A 16218-nucleotide genomic window follows, 5' to 3' on the forward strand; every position below is an offset into this window, starting at 1 on the left:
ATTCGACTATGGCTACAATTCATGTCGATGGAAAATCGTACGAAGTCAATGGCTCGGAAAACTTGCTGCAAGCATGTTTGAGCCTTGGGATCGACATTCCGTACTTTTGTTGGCATCCATCCTTAGGTTCTGTCGGTTCTTGCCGTCAATGTGCCGTGACCCAATATGCGAACCCTGAAGATACTCGTGGTCGCTTGGTTATGTCATGTATGACACCTGCTGCTGACAATACCTATATCTCAATTGAAGACAAGGAAGCGACTGAGTTCCGTGCTTCAATTGTAGAGTTCTTGATGACGAACCACCCGCACGACTGCCCAGTCTGTGAAGAAGGTGGTCACTGTCATTTACAAGATATGACTGTAATGACACAGCATGACCGTCGTCGTTACCGCTTCACCAAACGTACTCACTATAACCAAGAGCTAGGTTCGTTCATTGCACATGAAATGAACCGTTGTATCGCATGTTATCGCTGTGTGCGTTACTACAAAGACTATGCAGGCGGTACAGACTTTGGCGTTTATGCCAACGCATCACGTGTGTACTTTGGTCGTCCTGAGTCGGGTACTTTAGAATCTGAATTCTCTGGTAACTTGACTGAAGTATGTCCAACAGGTGTATTTACCGACAAAACTCACTCTGCACGTTATAACCGTAAGTGGGATATGCAGTATGCGCCAAGCGTATGCCAAGGCTGTTCTTCTGGCTGTAACATCTCTCCGGGTGAGCGTTATGGCGAATTACGTCGTGTAGAAAACCGCTTTAACGGTGAAGTAAACCAATACTTCCTGTGCGACAAAGGTCGTTTCGGTACAGGTTATGTGAACCGTGAAGATCGTCCGCGTCAGCCACAGTTCCGTAACGGTGCGAGTGTAGAAACCGTTTCTGTAGATACTGCACTTGATACGATTATTGCCAAAGTTCAAGGCAAAAAAGTTTTAGGTATTGGTTCGCCACGTGCATCGCTTGAATCAAACTTTGCTTTGCGTGAGTTGGTGGGTCAAGACAACTACTCAACAGGCTTATCGCAAAAAGAGCAAAACTTGGTAGAGCTGGCAGCTTCAATTATGCAAACCGAAGGTATTTACAACCCAGGTATGCGTGAAATTGAAGATTACGATGCTGTGTTAATTTTGGGTGAAGATTTAACCCAAACTGCACCACGTATGGCCTTGTCTGTTCGTCAAGCGGCGAAAAACAAAGCCAAAGAAATGGCCGCAGAGCGTCGTACTCCAGACTGGTTGGCTGAACCTGTGCAACGTATTGCACAAGATGCAAAATCACCAATTTACATTTTGGCTGCAACGCAAACGCGTTTAGCCGATGTAGCAACCGGTGAAGTGGTTGCATCTCCAAACGACATTGCACGTTTAGGTTTTGCGATTGCAGCTGCAGTAGCAGGTGATGTAATCACTGGTTTAGATGACGATGCGAAAGCATTTGCACAAACGATTGCCGACACGTTAAAAGCTGCGAAAAAACCATTGGTAATTTCAGGTACAAGCTTACAAGACGCTGCCATTATGGAAGCGGCTGCACAAGTGGCGCAAAACTTGGGTGCGAACGCAGGTTTAAGCTTAACTGTGCCAGAAGTGAACTCAATGGGCTTGGCAATTTTAGGTGGTCAAAGCTTAGAGCAAGCATTTGCACAAGATTATGATGCTGTGATTGTGGTTGAAAACGACTTATACCGTCGTTTACCTGCAGCACAAGTTGATGCCGCTTTGGCAAAAGTACAAGATGTAATTGTGCTTGATCATGCTGAAACAGCAACTGTGCAAAAAGCCAACATCGTACTTTCTGCAGCTAGCTTTGCGGAAGGTGATGGTACTGTCGTGAGCCAAGAAGGCCGTGCACAACGTTTCTTCCAAGTGTATGACCCAAGCTATTACAAACCAGAACTAGCAATCAAAGAATCTTGGCGCTGGTTACACGCACTTGAAACAGGCTTAAAAGGTAAAGCAATTTCCTGGACTGTTTTAGATGACGTGATTGAATCTGTTGCGAAAAATATTCCAGCACTTGAAGCAATTCAGCATGTTGCACCAGATGCAGGTTTCCGTGTACATGGCTTGAAAGTTGCGCGTGAACCACGTCGTTACTCAGGTCGTACTGCAATGCGTGCGCCGTTATCTATTCACGAGCCAAAACAACCGACCGATGTCGATTCTGCATTAACTTTCTCTATGGAAGGTTATGTTGGTAACCAAACACCATCGGCACTTGTACCATTTGCATGGTCTGCAGGTTGGAACTCACCACAAGCTTGGAACAAATTCCAAGACAATGTGGGCGGTCACTTAAAAGGTGGTGATTCAGGCATTCGTTTATTCGATCGCTTAGCAAAACGTCCTGCACGTAGCTATGTGGCACCAGCACCTGTGCTAGCTAATCCTGAAAGCTTCCGTTTAATTCCAATGCATCACATTTTTGCATCGGGTGAATTTACGGTGAAAACGCCTGCAATGGAAACGCGTATTCCTGAAGCTGTATTTGCTGTAGGCACTCAAGATGCGCAGCGTTTGAATGTACAAGATGGTCAAACAATTACCGTACAAGCAGGTGAAACGTCTATCGTACTGCCAGTACAAGTGATTGAATATTTACCTACAGGTTATATTGGCTACCCAATTGGTCTTGCACCAACGGTATCTCTTGCAGAGCCTGTTTCAGTCGCGGTAGGAGTGTAATTCATGCAACAAGAATTAATCCGTCAGACGCCGCTGTGGGCTGAGAACTGGCCAATTGCCTATTCAGTCATTCAAGCGATTGTCATCTTACTGGTTGTAGTATTGATTGCTGCGCTCATGTCTTTTATTGAGCGTCGTTTACTGGGCTTATGGCAAGACCGTTATGGTCCGAACCGTGTAGGTCCAGGTGGTATGTTCCAGATTGTAGCCGACATGCTTAAAATCATGTTCAAAGAAGACTGGACACCTAAATTTGCCGACAAACTAACCTTCCGTATGGCACCAGCAGTTGCAATGGCAACTGCGGTACTGTCGTTCATGGTTATTCCTGTATCACCTTATTTAGGTGTTGCAGACATGAGCATTGGCCTGTTGTTCTTTATGGCAATGGCTGGTATTGCAGTCTATGCGGTGTTATTTGGTGGTTGGTCATCAAACAACAAATACGCATTGCTTGGTGGTCTACGTTCAGCAGCTCAAACCATTTCGTATGAAGTGTTCTTGGGTATTTCACTTATGGGTGTGGTTGCAATTGCAGGCTCATTCAACATGCGTGAAATTGTTGAAGCGCAACGTGATGTTTGGTTTGTGATTCCACAATTCTTAGGTTTCTTGATTTTCGTGGTTGCTGGTGTTGCGGTAACACACCGTCACCCATTTGACCAACCAGAAGCAGAACAAGAATTGGCAGAAGGTTATCACGTAGAATATGGCGGTATGAAATGGGGTATGTTCTTCGTTGCAGAATATGTCAACGTGGTACTGATCTCTGCGCTTATCGTGACTTTATTCTTCGGTGGATGGCTTGCGCCGTTTAACCTTGAAATTCCATTCATTCCAGCAGCTTTCTGGTTCATTATCAAAACAGCATTCTTTGTAATGATGTTTGTCTTGGCACGTGGTTCTTTAATGCGTCCACGTTATGACCAAGTGATGAACTTTGGTTGGAAAATTTGCTTGCCATTGGCGCTTGTTAACCTTTTGGTAACTGGTGCTGTGATTCTTATGAATCATTCGGCCTAAGACAGCAGGGAGAACAATATGTTTAAGTTTCTAGCTGGGTTTGGGTCAATTGTACGTTCACTGTGGATGGTTTTCTCACACGTGACACGTAAACGTGACACCATTTTGTATCCGGAAGTACCAGCCGAAGAAATTGTACCTCCACGCTTCCGTGGTCGTATTGTGTTAACACGCGATCCAGATGGCGAAGAGCGTTGTGTTGCATGTAACCTCTGTGCAGTTGCTTGCCCAGTGGGTTGTATTTCACTACAAAAAGCAGAACAGGAAGATGGCCGTTGGTATCCGGAGTTTTTCCGTATCAACTTCTCACGCTGTATTTTCTGCGGTATGTGTGAAGAAGCATGTCCAACGACTGCAATTCAATTAACGCCTGACTTCGAGTTAGGTGAATATGTGCGTCAAGACTTGGTTTATGAGAAAGAGAACTTACTCATTTCAGGTCCTGGTAAATATCCTGACTACAACTTCTACCGTGTAACGGGTATGTCTGTTACAGGTAAAGACAAAGGTCAAGCGCAACGTGAAAGCGCACCTGTTGATGTACGGAGTCTATTACCATGATGTGGCCGTTTTATTTGATGGCACTAGTGGCCATTGTCTCTACGGTTCGTGTAGTCACTAACGCGAACCCAGTACATGCTTTATTAAGCTTGATCGTGTCATTGCTTGCAGTTGCAGGCATGTTCATGATCGTGGGTGCTCCATTTGCTGGCGCATTGGAAATCATTGTTTATGCGGGTGCGATCATGGTCTTGTTCGTATTCGTAGTAATGATGCTGAACCTTGGTCAGCAAACCGTTGAACAAGAGCGTAAATGGTTGACATCATCGGCTTGGGCATATCCAGCTTTGATGAGCTTCTTAATTGGTTTGGTTTTAGTGTGGTCATTAAGCTCAGACTACACCACACCAAGCGCTTTAATGGGCACTGAAATGGTTGGTCCAAAAGCGGTTGGTCAAGCACTCTTTACTCAGTACTTATTATTGGTTGAAGTTGCCGCAATGTTATTACTTGCAGCTTTAGTTGCAGGCTTCCACATCGGTAAACGTGAACCAAGTGCAGAAGAGGAAAAAGAATAATGGGCAACATCCCTTTAGAACATGGTTTGATTGTCGCGACCATTCTTTTTGCACTCGGTTTTTACGGTGTGATGGTGCGACGCAACCTACTATTTATTTTAATGGGCCTTGAAATCATGATGAACGCTGCGGCACTGGCGTTTGTTTTGGCTGGTAGTGCATGGGTACAACCAGATGGTCAGATCATGTTTATCTTGATCTTGACACTTGCTGCGGCAGAGGCGTGTATCGGTCTTGCGATCGTCCTTCAGTTCTATCATCGCTTCCATCATTTGGATGTGGATGCTGCTAGTGAGATGCGCGGATGAGTTATTTATATCTAACAGTATTGTTTCCGCTCATTGGTTTTATCCTTTTAGCGGCAGGGCGTAACAACTTACCTGAAAAAGTTGCTGCGATTATTGGCGTTGGCTCAGTGGGGCTGTCTGCATTATTCGCTTTAATTGCAGGCATGGACTTTGTGAACAATGGTTCGGTTGCAACAACTCAACACTTATGGACTTGGTTCAATGTAGGTGGTTTTGCGCCAGCAATTAGTTTGCACCTAGATGGTTTATCTTTACTCATGCTTGGCATGATTACGGGTGTGGGTTTCTTAATTCACATCTTTGCCTCATGGTACATGCGTGGTGAAGAAGACTTTGCACGTTTCTTCTCTTACTTCAACCTGTTCGTTGCGAGCATGTTGCTGTTGGTTTTAGGCGATAACTTAGCGTTATTGTTCTTAGGTTGGGAAGGTGTAGGTCTGTGCTCTTACTTGCTGATTGGTTATTACTACCAAAACCCTGCAAATGGTTTTGCGGCAATCAAAGCATTTACCGTAACACGTGTGGGTGACGTTTTCTTACTGATTGCATTGTTCTTGCTGTATCAACAATTCGGCACCTTGAATACGCAATACATCGTAGAAAATGCAGCCAATGTAATGACTCAAAGCTCATCCATCACCATTTGGACAGCGTTAATGTTGTTCTTAGGTGCTGCGGGTAAATCTGCACAAATTCCATTGCAAACTTGGTTAGCTGACGCGATGGCAGGTCCAACACCTGTATCTGCATTGATCCACGCTGCAACAATGGTAACTGCAGGTGTTTACTTATGCTGTCGTATGTTCAGCGTATTTGAACTAGCACCAGAAGTGATGTTGTTCATTTCTATTACAGGTGCGGTGACCTTACTAGTTGCTGGTTTTGCTGCATTGGTTCAAACCGACATCAAACGTATTTTGGCTTACTCAACTATGAGTCAGCTCGGTTATATGTTTATGGCGGTAGGTGCTGAAGCGTATCAGGCTGGTCTATTCCACATGCTAACTCACGCATTCTTCAAGGCATTATTATTCTTGTCTTCTGGTGCGGTGATTTTGGCTTACCATCACGAACAAAACATTTTCAAAATGGGCGGCTTGTTCTACAAGAACAAATTCCTATTTGCATGTTTCGCAATTGGTGGCGGTGCATTGGCAGCGATTCCATTCTTGACCATTGGTTTCTTCTCAAAAGACGCTATTTTGGCAGCAGTTTGGACGCAAAGTCATATTGCAGGTATTCCGTTATATAACACCTTATATTGGGTGGGTGTAGCTGGTGCATTCTTAACTTCAATTTATACATTCCGTTTAATTTGGGTTGTATTCTTTGGTAAAGAAAACACGCCATATCACGAAATCAAAGGCGCAACTTACTGGTTCCCATTGGCAGTGCTTGCAGTACTTTCAACTGGTTTAGCGATTGTATTAAAAGCACCAGTGATGAGCATTCTTGATGCTGCAAAAATCCCAGCATTTGTGATTCCTGAAGCATTAGAAGCAGGCGCACATGGTGCAGAGTATGTTGCAATTGGTGTGGCTTTGGCTGGTTTAGCCGTAGGCGTGGTGTTATTTGCCTTCGCTTATAATGCTGTAAAAGGTTTTGCGCAAACTTCATTGGGTGCGGGCCTTGCCAACATTTGCCGTAATGCACTTGGTTTCGATGCGTTGTATGACATCGTATTTGTAAAACCATTCTTGCTGATTGCCAAACTATTAGGTCGTGATCCAGTTGATGGCATGTGGTTAGTACTGCCTGCACTGGTGAAAGGTGGTCATAGCTTCACAAGTTCACGTCAAACAGGTTCATTACGTGAGTACGCATCGAGTATGGCACTTGGTGTTGTGGTCTTACTAATGATCTTGATCGTGATTCAGGTCGTGGGGAAATAAGATGGACGCTCCAAACAATTTAATTCTACCCGCGCTGATCCTTGTTCCGTTCATTGCAGGTTTTATTTGCTGGTTGGTCGATAAACTCGACGATAAATTACCGCGTTACATTGCTTTAGTGGGTATGCTCGTAACTTTGGGCTTAACTATCGCATTGTGGCAAGGTGCCAGCTATAACTACGAATTAGGCGCTCAAGTTCCAACTTGGTCGGCTGAATTTATGTTGCCTTGGATTCAAACCCTAGGCATCAACATTCACTTAGCGGTGGATGGCTTATCTTTACTTATGGTCGGCTTAACTGCATTACTGGGTGTTTTGGCAGTAGGCTGTTCATTTGGTGAGATTCAAAAGAACGTTGGTTTCTTCCACCTTAACCTTTTATGGTCTTTGGGTGGTGTAATTGGTGTATTCCTTGCAATTGACTTGTTCCTATTCTTCTTCTTCTGGGAGATGATGCTTGTACCAATCTACTTCCTGATTGCGTTATGGGGTCATAAAGGTTCAAATGGTCGTTCACGTGTTTATGCTGCAACCAAATTCTTTATCTACACGCAAGTTGCTGGTTTAATCATGTTGGTGGGTATCTTAGGTCTAGTGATCTATGGATACATGATGTCAGGTACGATTTCGTTCAACTACAACTATTTATTGGCTGTAGCGAATACGCTTGATGCACAGTTACCAGCAGTTGCTTATGCCTTCATGATCTGCTTATTCATCGGTTTTGCGGTAAAACTTCCTGTTTTCCCATTACACGGTTGGTTACCAGATGCGCATGCACAAGCGCCTACAGCGGGTTCTGTCGACCTTGCAGGTATTTTGATTAAAACTGCAGCGTACGGTTTACTACGTTTCGTAATTCCATTCTTCCCAGCGGCATCTGCTCAATTTGCAGACATTGCCATTATTTTGGGTTTAATTGGTGTGTTCTACGGTGCGTGGTGTGCTTTCCAGCAAACTGACATGAAGCGTTTACTAGCTTATACCTCTATTTCGCACATGGGCTTCGTATTACTTGCAATTTATGCAGGTAATATCCTGACTTACCAAGGCTTAATGATCATGATGTTAGCACATGGCTTGTCATCTGCAGCATTGTTCATTATGTGTGGCCAAATTTATGAGCGCGTACACACACGTGACATGCGTTTAATGGGCGGTATCCGTGGTCAATTCCAATACCTTTCATTCTTCCTTATGTTCTTTGTGGCAGCGTTAGTTGGTATTCCTGGTTTAGGTAACTTTATTGGTGAATTCCTGATTCTCATGGGTTCATTCGAGCAGTTCCCAGCCTTCACAATTATTGCGGCAGTGAGCTTGGTCTTTGCAGGTGTATACGGTTTAATCCTGATTCACAAAGCTTTGTTTGGTGTGCCAAATGAAGAGCAAAAACAGCACTATGCAAATCCGTTAAAAGATTTAAATGCACGTGAAGTTGTGATTCTTTTAATCTGTGCACTGGGTCTAGTATGGCTTGGTCTGTATCCACAAACCTTCCTTGATATTTCAAACTCAAGTATGGCGTGGTTAGCGAATAGCTACATCCCAGTTCAAGAAGTAGTTGAAGTTACTCATGAAGTAACAACTCAACTCGAAAATGTGGAGATCCAATAAGCCATGAACTTCACAATGTCATTTTCTGAGCTTATGCCTTTAGCTCCTGTGATGATCGTGGCCTTAACTGCGATTGTCGTGATGATTCTTACTGCAATTAAGCGTAATCATAACTTAATTGCAACGGCATCAGTTGTGGGCTTGAACCTTGCTGCTGCTTATCTTTTACTCATGATGTTTGGTGGGAATTTTGCGCCTGCCAGCGTGATGGGTATGTTTATGATTGATCCGTTCACCTTGTTGTATCAACTGGTGATTCTGATTGCAGCGTTGGCGTGTTCGACTTTATCTCATGCTTATATTGAGACCTATAAAGACAACCGTGAAGAACTTTACATCTTAATGTTGTGTTCGGTTACGGGTGCCATGTTAATGGTGTCAAGCTCGCACTATGCGTCGTTCTTCATTAGCCTTGAGTTAATGTCAATTCCTGTTTATGGCTTATTGGCATACACTCACCAACGTTCTAAATCTTTAGAAGCAGGCGTGAAGTACTTAGTCTTGTCTGCAACTGCATCTGCAATGTTGCTCATGGGTATGGCGTACATTTATGCATACACTGGTTCATTGTCTTTCTATGACTCTGTACAAGCATTAATGCAAAATATCCAACAGCCATTGGTAGTTTTAGGTCTAGGCTTAATTGTCTTTGCTGTTGCATTTAAATTGTCGTTGGCACCATTCCACAAATGGACGCCAGACGTTTATGACGGTGCGCCTGCACCAATCGCAACCTTTCTTGCGACTGCAGCAAAAGTAGCAACCATTGGTTTGTTTGTACGTTACATTTTGGGTTCAGGTGCAATCCTGATCGACTCAATTGTAACCATCATGACCATTATTGCTGTGCTTTCAATTTTGGTGGGTAACTTCCTAGCTGTACGTCAAGTTAACTTGAAGCGTATTTTGGCTTACTCATCTATTGCGCACTTTGGTTATTTGTTGATTGGTTTAATCAGCATGACCTATGCAAGTTTGGGCAATGTTAGCGTATATGTGATCACTTATGTATTGACCACCATTGGTGCGTTCGGTGCAGTGGCATTAATGTCTAGCCCGTATAACAACGTAGCTGAAGCAGAAAGCTTAGCAGACTACCGTGGTTTGTTCTGGCGTCGTCCTGTATTGACTGCTGTATTAACTGTCATGATGCTTTCTCTAGCAGGTATTCCACTCACTGCAGGCTTCATTGGTAAGTTCTTGGTGGTGATGGCTGCTGTTACGACTCAGCACTGGTTCTTGGCTGCTATGATCATTGTGGGTTCAGGTATTGGTTTGTACTATTACTTACGTGTAATGGTGGTGATGTACATGACGCCACCAGACGAACCAAAAATGGATGCGGTCGATCACTGGGGTCAAAAAGTGGGTGGTATTATGGTTTTAGCTGCTGCATTGGCGGTATTGGTGATTGGTGTATATCCAGATCCAATTATCAAAATTGCGCTTGAAGCTGAAATTCTATCTCCAATTCATTTCATGCTGACTCAGCAATAATTTAAAAGAAGTTTAATCTTCAGTCAAAAAGCCTCCATAAATTGGGGGCTTTTTGGTTTAAATACCGTATAAAAACAGCATATAATAAAAAGCTATTTGCTTTTATTTCCTTTTAGGTGTTCTCCCGTGGCTATTCATGAAATTCGTCATCCACTTATTCGTCATAAATTAGGGCTGTTACGTCGTGCCGACATCAGCACCAAGAACTTCCGTGAATTGGCGCAGGAAGTCACCATGTTACTGACTTATGAAGCAACCAAAGATTTACCAATGGTTGAGCATGAAATTTCAGGTTGGAATGGGGCAGTCACTGTAGACCGTATTGCAGGTAAAAAGATCACAGTTGTGCCAATTTTACGTGCGGGTATTGGTATGTTGGATGGTTTCTTAAACCTGATTCCAAGTGCCAAAGTGTCGGTTCTAGGTTTAGAGCGTGATGAAGAAACTTTAGAAGCACGTACTTACTACAAAAAATTAGTACCCGATGTGCAAAACCGTATTGCGATGATTATTGACCCAATGCTGGCAACGGGTTCATCATTAGTGGCAGCTATTGATTTATTGAAAGCCAGTGGTTGTAAAGACATTCGTGTGATGGTGTTGGTTGCTGCGCCTGAGGGGATTCAGCGTGTTGAAGCTGCCCATCCAGATGTCATTATTTTCACTGCCTCTGTAGATCAGGGCTTAAACCAAGATGGCTATATTGTGCCGGGTTTGGGCGATGCGGGCGATAAGATTTTTGGTTCAGTACAAAAAGATTAACCTAAAATACAGCTTAGATTCTCAAATAAAAAAGAGGTATGGATAGCCATTGCTGTCCCACAATTTTTCACAAGAGGAAGCTCATTTGAGCTTCCTCTTGTTTTATGGGTATTTTATCGGGTGAAAATAAAGCTTTTAAAGTTCTTCTTTCAAACAAATTCACTTGAATTATTCTGAGTAAACGTTGAACTGTCCAACCTGTTTTTCCTAAATGTCGAGCGAAACTCACCAATAAATAGGCGATCATCGCAATCCAGATTTGTGTCTGAATTGCGTTCCTGCTGCGGCCTAGAAACGCTTTTAATTTGAGATTCTGCTTAATCGCCTTAAAGAACAGCTCAACTTTCCAACGATCTTTATAAATCGCCGCAATGGTGGAGGCGGCTAAATGAAAGTTATTGCTGAGAAAGCTAAAGTGCTTGCCACTTTGCTGATCTCTATATTCAATTCTTCTTAACACTGGGGCTTTTCTTTTTAGGGCATGTGCGCTATTCAGCTGAATGGTTTCATCTTTTAGAATACCTTTGGATTCAAGCACTGGATGTTGCTGGATCACCTGATACACAGATTTAGGCCTAAAACGTGTGACAAATCCAATGTTTTGAGCAGTCAGATTTGCATACCATTGGTAATCGACATAGCCTTTATCAAAAACTACAATGCTGCCAGCAGGAAACTGGAATTTGCGGCCTTGTACCATGTCATTTTCTTTGCCATTTTCAACTGCAACAAACTCAGGAATATCATTGCTGTGATTCAATCCTATACTGAGTTTCATGCTGGCTTTTGAGTCGTGAACTTTGGCCCATTCACATAAGGAAAGCGACAGGTCAATATGACTGGCATCCAAGGAATACAAGGGATTCTTAAAGCGAAATTTATGAGCTACTTTTGAGTGTTCATAGTATTTAAGCAACTTATAAAATAGCTGTTGATACAAGGCAGCAGGCTGCTGCTCATTGATTCGTGCCAGCGTGCTTCGGGGAATAGACTTTGCTCCGAGATGACTCAGCTTGTCCTGTTGGCACTCCAAATTGGATTGAATATCTCTCAGACTTTGCCTACAAGAGAATTGAGACATCAATATGGCAATAAACTGATCCCACCGGGAAGCCGCTCTAAATTTCTGTCCAACATGGTGTACTTTAGCAAGTTGTTCAAAATCCTGTCGCACAACAGGTTTAATTAGCTCATGAAATACGGTATTCTGATGTGACAAAACCTGAATCCTGGTCGTTAAAGTGTTTGTTTGCACTCATATTTTAACTGTTAGGACTCAGGTTTTTTTATTTAAAGCAAACTATGGGACAGCAGTGTATGGATAGCCTCTTTTTTTTATGTGCACTGTTCTAGCTTAAGCATACTAATGATTCGTTAAACAGCACATTCGAGTGATATACCTGAATCAAAAAGAGATAATAGTTTGGTTGATAAAACTACAATGCACAAGCAGATAAAATGACATCATTGATAAGGCATGGGCAGATCAACAACCCATGCCATAAGCGATTTAATTAATTGAATCATCTAAGTTTGGTGCTAACCAACGCTTGGCTTCATCTAAACTCCAACCTTTACGCTGTGCATAATCTTCAAGCTGATCTAGAGATATTTTACCTGCGTTAAAGTATTCTGAAGCAGGGTTGGCATAGTAGAAGCCACTGACAGAAGAAGGTGGCCACATTGCAAAGCTACTGGTGAGCTGTGTGCCAATCTTTTCAGTTGAACCTAACCAGTTAAACAAGGTAGCTTTTTCTGAGTGCTCAGGGCAAGCAGGGTAGCCTGGTGCAGGACGAATCCCTACATATTTCTCTTTAATTAACTCTTCATTGCTAAGTTGTTCGGTCGGTTGATAGCCCCAGAACTCTTTGCGGATACGCTCATGCAAATGTTCTGCAAACGCTTCTGCAAAACGGTCACCCAACGACTGTACCAAAATGGCAGAATAATCATCACCTTTGGCTTTAAACTCATTGGCCATTTCTTCCGCACCAAAAATGGATACGGTAAAGCCGCCCAAATAATCTTGTGCTTGGTCAGCAGAGGCTACAAAGTCTGCCAAAGACAAGTTTGGTTTACCTGTTACTTTGTCTGACTGTTGGCGAATATGGTGGAACGTATGCGTCACTTGATCACGTGCTGCATCATAAACCTGTACCGAATCTGCCGCAGAACGGTTAGCTGGGTAAAGACCAAATACCGCACGTGCATCAAAACGATTGTTGGCAATAATATCTTTGAGCATGGCTTGCGCTTGATTATACAAATCAGTCGCAGCTTCACCCACTACTTCATCTTCCAGAATTTTCGGGAATTTGCCCGCTAAGCTCCAAGAAATAAAGAATGGTGTCCAGTCAAAATATGGCAACAAGGTTTCAAGCGGGTAGTTGGTAAGCACTTGCGTACCAATGAAATTTGGCACCGCAGGTGTATAGTTGGCCCAGTCAATTTTTAAACCATTGTCGATGGCTTCAGCATAAGACAATTTTGCGGCTTTCGGTTGCTTGTTGGCGATACGTTCACGAATTTTAGCGTATTCTGCACGATGCTCTGCAACAAAGGCAGGCTTCATTTCTGGAGAGAGCAAGGTTGTTGCAACGCCTACTGCACGTGAAGCATCTGCAACGTAAATCACCGCATCATTAGAGAACTGCGGATCAATTTTAACTGCCGTATGCGCTTTAGATGTAGTTGCACCACCAATCAACAATGGAATATTAAAGCCTTTACGCTGCATTTCTTTGGCAACAAAAACCATTTCATCTAAAGATGGGGTAATCAGACCAGACAAGCCAATGATATCGACTTTTTCGTCAATGGCAGTTTGCAAGATTTTTTCTGCAGGTACCATCACGCCTAAATCGACAATATCGTAACCATTACAGCCCAAGACTACACCAACAATATTTTTACCAATGTCGTGAACGTCGCCTTTTACCGTTGCCATCAAGACTTTACCTTTGGACTGACCTTCGGTTTTTTCAGCTTCGATGTACGGGTTGAGCCATGCAACGGCTTGTTTCATCACGCGGGCAGATTTCACGACTTGAGGCAGGAACATTTTACCTGCACCAAACAAGTCACCCACCACGTTCATACCGTCCATTAATGGACCTTCAATTACATCTAAAGGACGTTTGGCTTTCAGGCGCGCTTCTTCGGTATCTTCATTGATGAAGGTGGTGATCCCTTTGACTAAGGCATATTCAAGACGTTTTTCGACAGATTCATTACGCCATTCCAAGTTTTCTTCGGCTTTTTGTGCACCTGCCTGACCACGATATTTTTCGGCCACTTCCAGTAGTTTTTCTGTGGCGTCCTGACCAGTTTCACCTTGGTTTTGGTTCAAAATAACCGCTTCAACCGCTTCTTTAAGTTCTTTTGGAATGTCATCGTAAATGGCCAACTGACCTGCGTTGACAATCCCCATGGTCATGCCTTGCTGAATGGCGTGGTACAGGAATACAGCGTGAATGGCTTCACGTACAGGTTCGTTACCACGGAAAGAGAAGGATACGTTCGACACACCGCCCGAAATCATAGCGTGTGGCAAGTTTTGTTTAATCCAGCCTGTAGCTTCAATGAAATCGACCGCGTAGTTGTTGTGTTCTTCAATACCAGTAGCAACTGCAAACACGTTCGGGTCAAAAATAATGTCTTCGGCAGGGAAGCCAACATCATTGACCAACACATCATAAGAGCGTTTACAAATTTCACGTTTACGTGCTGCTGTGTCGGCTTGTCCTACTTCGTCAAAAGCCATCACAATAACGGCTGCACCATATTGGCGACAGAGGCGGGCTTTTTCGACAAACTCATCATATCCTTCTTTTAAGGAAATGGAGTTAACAACGGCTTTACCTTGTACGCATTTTAAGCCTGCTTCAATGATTTCCCATTTAGATGAGTCAATCATGATGGGTACACGGGAAATATCAGGCTCAGATGCCACCAAATTCAGGAAGTGCACCATCGCACCTTCTGAATCGAGCATGCCTTCATCCATGTTGATATCGATGATCTGTGCACCACTTTCAACTTGTTGACGTGCAACATCCAAAGCTTCGGCAAAATTTTCTTCACGAATTAAACGTAGGAATTTTTTAGAGCCTGTGACGTTGGTACGCTCACCCACGTTCACAAATAATGAATCGTCATAAATGTTAAATGGTTCTAAACCACTTAAACGACAGGCAGGTTTAATTTCTGGAATTTTACGTGGTGGAATGTCTTTTACTGCATTGTAAATCGCACGAATGTGGTCAGGCGTTGTACCACAACAACCACCTGTAATATTGATGAGACCACTTTCTGCAAATTCTTTTAAGAAGGCTGCAGTTTGTTCAGGGGTTTCATCATAACCACCAAATGCATTTGGCAAGCCTGCGTTCGGGTGGGCTGAAACAAATACATCGGCCACGTCTGAAACAGTTTTGACGTGTGGACGCATGGCATCTGCACCTAAGGCACAGTTAAAACCAATTGAAAGTAAATCGCCATGACGTACTGAGTTCCAGAACGCTTCCGCAGTTTGACCAGTTAAGGTACGGCCTGAGGCATCGGTGATGGTACCAGAAATCATTAATGGCAACTCACGACCGAGTTGTTTGAATACTTCTTTGACCGCAAAAATGGCAGCTTTACAGTTTAAGGTATCAAACACAGTTTCAATGAGCAGAATATCTGCACCACCTTCAATTAAGGCGTGCGCAGCCTCAATATAATTTTCTTTGAGTGCATCAAACGTAATGTTACGGAATGCAGGGTCATTTACATTGGGTGAAATTGAACAAGTACGAGATGTCGGGCCGAGTACACCTGCCACAAAACGTGGTTTGTCTGGGGTTGAATATTTTTCGCAGGCCGCTTTGGCCAAACGTGCTGCTTCACGGTTAATTTCAGGAACTAAATCTTCCATGTGGTAGTCAGACATAGAAACCCGAGTGCCGTTAAAGCTGTTGGTTTCAATAATGTCTGCGCCTGCATCTAAATAGGCTTCGTGAATGCCCTGAATAATTTGCGGTTGGGTCAGTACCAATAAGTCATTGTTACCTTTAAGGTCATGTGCCCAATCTGCAAAGCGTTCACCACGATAATCGGCTTCTTCCAATTGATGGCGTTGAATCATAGTACCCATGGCACCATCGATAATTAAAATTCTTTGGGCAAGAAGCGCTTTCAGGGTGGTAAGCGTGGACATAAAAAACCCTTTATGACTGAATCCGAAATGAGCGCTATTTTAGCAGAGTTCGCTACGCTTTCGTGCACTTGAAACAGATACAGAGACAGGAAGTCTGAAAAATTGTGTATAAAGCAGCGATTTTGCAATTTTGATCGGCTTTGAATTTG

General features: G+C 43.3%; 11 protein-coding genes. 9 read left to right on the forward strand and 2 right to left on the reverse strand.

The features are described from left to right. The first annotated feature begins 8 nt into the window (after positions 1-8). From nuoG to upp, 9 genes are all read left to right on the forward strand, one after another. A complete protein-coding gene (gene nuoG, locus HHA41_RS08580) occupies positions 9-2693 on the forward strand; it encodes an NADH-quinone oxidoreductase subunit NuoG (protein ID WP_168461366.1) in 2685 nt (894 codons plus the stop codon). Between the two features lie 3 nt (positions 2694-2696). Continuing rightward, positions 2697-3716 carry an NADH-quinone oxidoreductase subunit NuoH gene (nuoH, locus tag HHA41_RS08585; RefSeq protein ID WP_004975457.1) on the forward strand — a complete coding sequence of 340 codons (1020 nt, stop codon included), beginning with the start codon at positions 2697-2699 and terminating at the stop codon, positions 3714-3716. 18 nt (positions 3717-3734) lie between these two features. Beyond that, positions 3735-4277, forward strand: coding sequence for an NADH-quinone oxidoreductase subunit NuoI (gene nuoI / locus HHA41_RS08590; protein WP_168461368.1), 543 nt, complete (start codon positions 3735-3737; stop codon positions 4275-4277). Beyond that, a complete protein-coding gene (nuoJ, locus tag HHA41_RS08595) occupies positions 4277-4795 on the forward strand; it encodes an NADH-quinone oxidoreductase subunit J (RefSeq protein WP_171257437.1) in 519 nt (172 codons plus the stop codon). Before nuoI ends, nuoJ begins: the two co-directional genes overlap by 1 nt. Continuing rightward, on the forward strand, positions 4795-5103 hold the full coding sequence (gene nuoK, locus HHA41_RS08600; RefSeq protein ID WP_004975463.1) for an NADH-quinone oxidoreductase subunit NuoK: 309 nt from the start codon (positions 4795-4797) through the stop codon (positions 5101-5103). Before nuoJ ends, nuoK begins: the two co-directional genes overlap by 1 nt. Then, on the forward strand, positions 5100-6995 hold the full coding sequence (gene nuoL, locus HHA41_RS08605) for an NADH-quinone oxidoreductase subunit L (protein ID WP_168461369.1): 1896 nt from the start codon (positions 5100-5102) through the stop codon (positions 6993-6995). Before nuoK ends, nuoL begins: the two co-directional genes overlap by 4 nt. Position 6996: 1 nt before the next feature. Beyond that, positions 6997-8610 (forward strand): NADH-quinone oxidoreductase subunit M, encoded by a 1614-nt coding sequence (nuoM, locus tag HHA41_RS08610; protein WP_167846183.1) that lies wholly within the window; start codon positions 6997-6999, stop codon positions 8608-8610. 3 nt (positions 8611-8613) lie between these two features. Continuing rightward, positions 8614-10107 carry an NADH-quinone oxidoreductase subunit NuoN gene (gene nuoN / locus HHA41_RS08615; protein WP_168418693.1) on the forward strand — a complete coding sequence of 498 codons (1494 nt, stop codon included), beginning with the start codon at positions 8614-8616 and terminating at the stop codon, positions 10105-10107. 126 nt (positions 10108-10233) lie between these two features. Further along, positions 10234-10869, forward strand: coding sequence for a uracil phosphoribosyltransferase (gene upp, locus HHA41_RS08620; protein ID WP_168418694.1), 636 nt, complete (start codon positions 10234-10236; stop codon positions 10867-10869). Between the two features lie 67 nt (positions 10870-10936). Here the strand turns inward: upp and HHA41_RS08625 are convergent, their stop codons facing one another. Together HHA41_RS08625 and metH are read right to left on the reverse strand one after the other, a co-directional pair. Next, the gene (locus tag HHA41_RS08625; protein WP_168461371.1) at positions 10937-12088 is read right to left on the reverse strand and encodes an IS4-like element ISAbe18 family transposase; all 1152 of its coding nucleotides are present in this window, start codon (positions 12086-12088) and stop codon (positions 10937-10939) included. A 291-nt stretch (positions 12089-12379) separates the two neighbouring features. Next, positions 12380-16069 carry a methionine synthase gene (gene metH, locus HHA41_RS08630; RefSeq protein WP_168418695.1) on the reverse strand — a complete coding sequence of 1230 codons (3690 nt, stop codon included), beginning with the start codon at positions 16067-16069 and terminating at the stop codon, positions 12380-12382. Positions 16070-16218 lie beyond the last annotated feature (149 nt).

This window comes from Acinetobacter sp. A1 (assembly GCF_012371315.1).
GTDB lineage: Bacteria > Pseudomonadota > Gammaproteobacteria > Pseudomonadales > Moraxellaceae > Acinetobacter.

What these genes read in the sequence shown, in the direction of transcription:
- nuoL (WP_168461369.1), top strand. Translation starts at nt 5,100, where the DNA reads ATGAGTTATTTATATCTAACAGTATTGTTTCCGCTCATTGGTTTTATC.
- nuoG (WP_168461366.1), top strand. Translation starts at nt 9, where the DNA reads ATGGCTACAATTCATGTCGATGGAAAATCGTACGAAGTCAATGGCTCG.
- nuoM (WP_167846183.1), top strand. Translation starts at nt 6,997, where the DNA reads ATGGACGCTCCAAACAATTTAATTCTACCCGCGCTGATCCTTGTTCCG.
- metH (WP_168418695.1), bottom strand. Translation starts at nt 16,069, where the DNA reads ATGTCCACGCTTACCACCCTGAAAGCGCTTCTTGCCCAAAGAATTTTA.
- nuoI (WP_168461368.1), top strand. Translation starts at nt 3,735, where the DNA reads ATGTTTAAGTTTCTAGCTGGGTTTGGGTCAATTGTACGTTCACTGTGG.
- nuoN (WP_168418693.1), top strand. Translation starts at nt 8,614, where the DNA reads ATGAACTTCACAATGTCATTTTCTGAGCTTATGCCTTTAGCTCCTGTG.
- nuoK (WP_004975463.1), top strand. Translation starts at nt 4,795, where the DNA reads ATGGGCAACATCCCTTTAGAACATGGTTTGATTGTCGCGACCATTCTT.
- nuoJ (WP_171257437.1), top strand. Translation starts at nt 4,277, where the DNA reads ATGTGGCCGTTTTATTTGATGGCACTAGTGGCCATTGTCTCTACGGTT.
- nuoH (WP_004975457.1), top strand. Translation starts at nt 2,697, where the DNA reads ATGCAACAAGAATTAATCCGTCAGACGCCGCTGTGGGCTGAGAACTGG.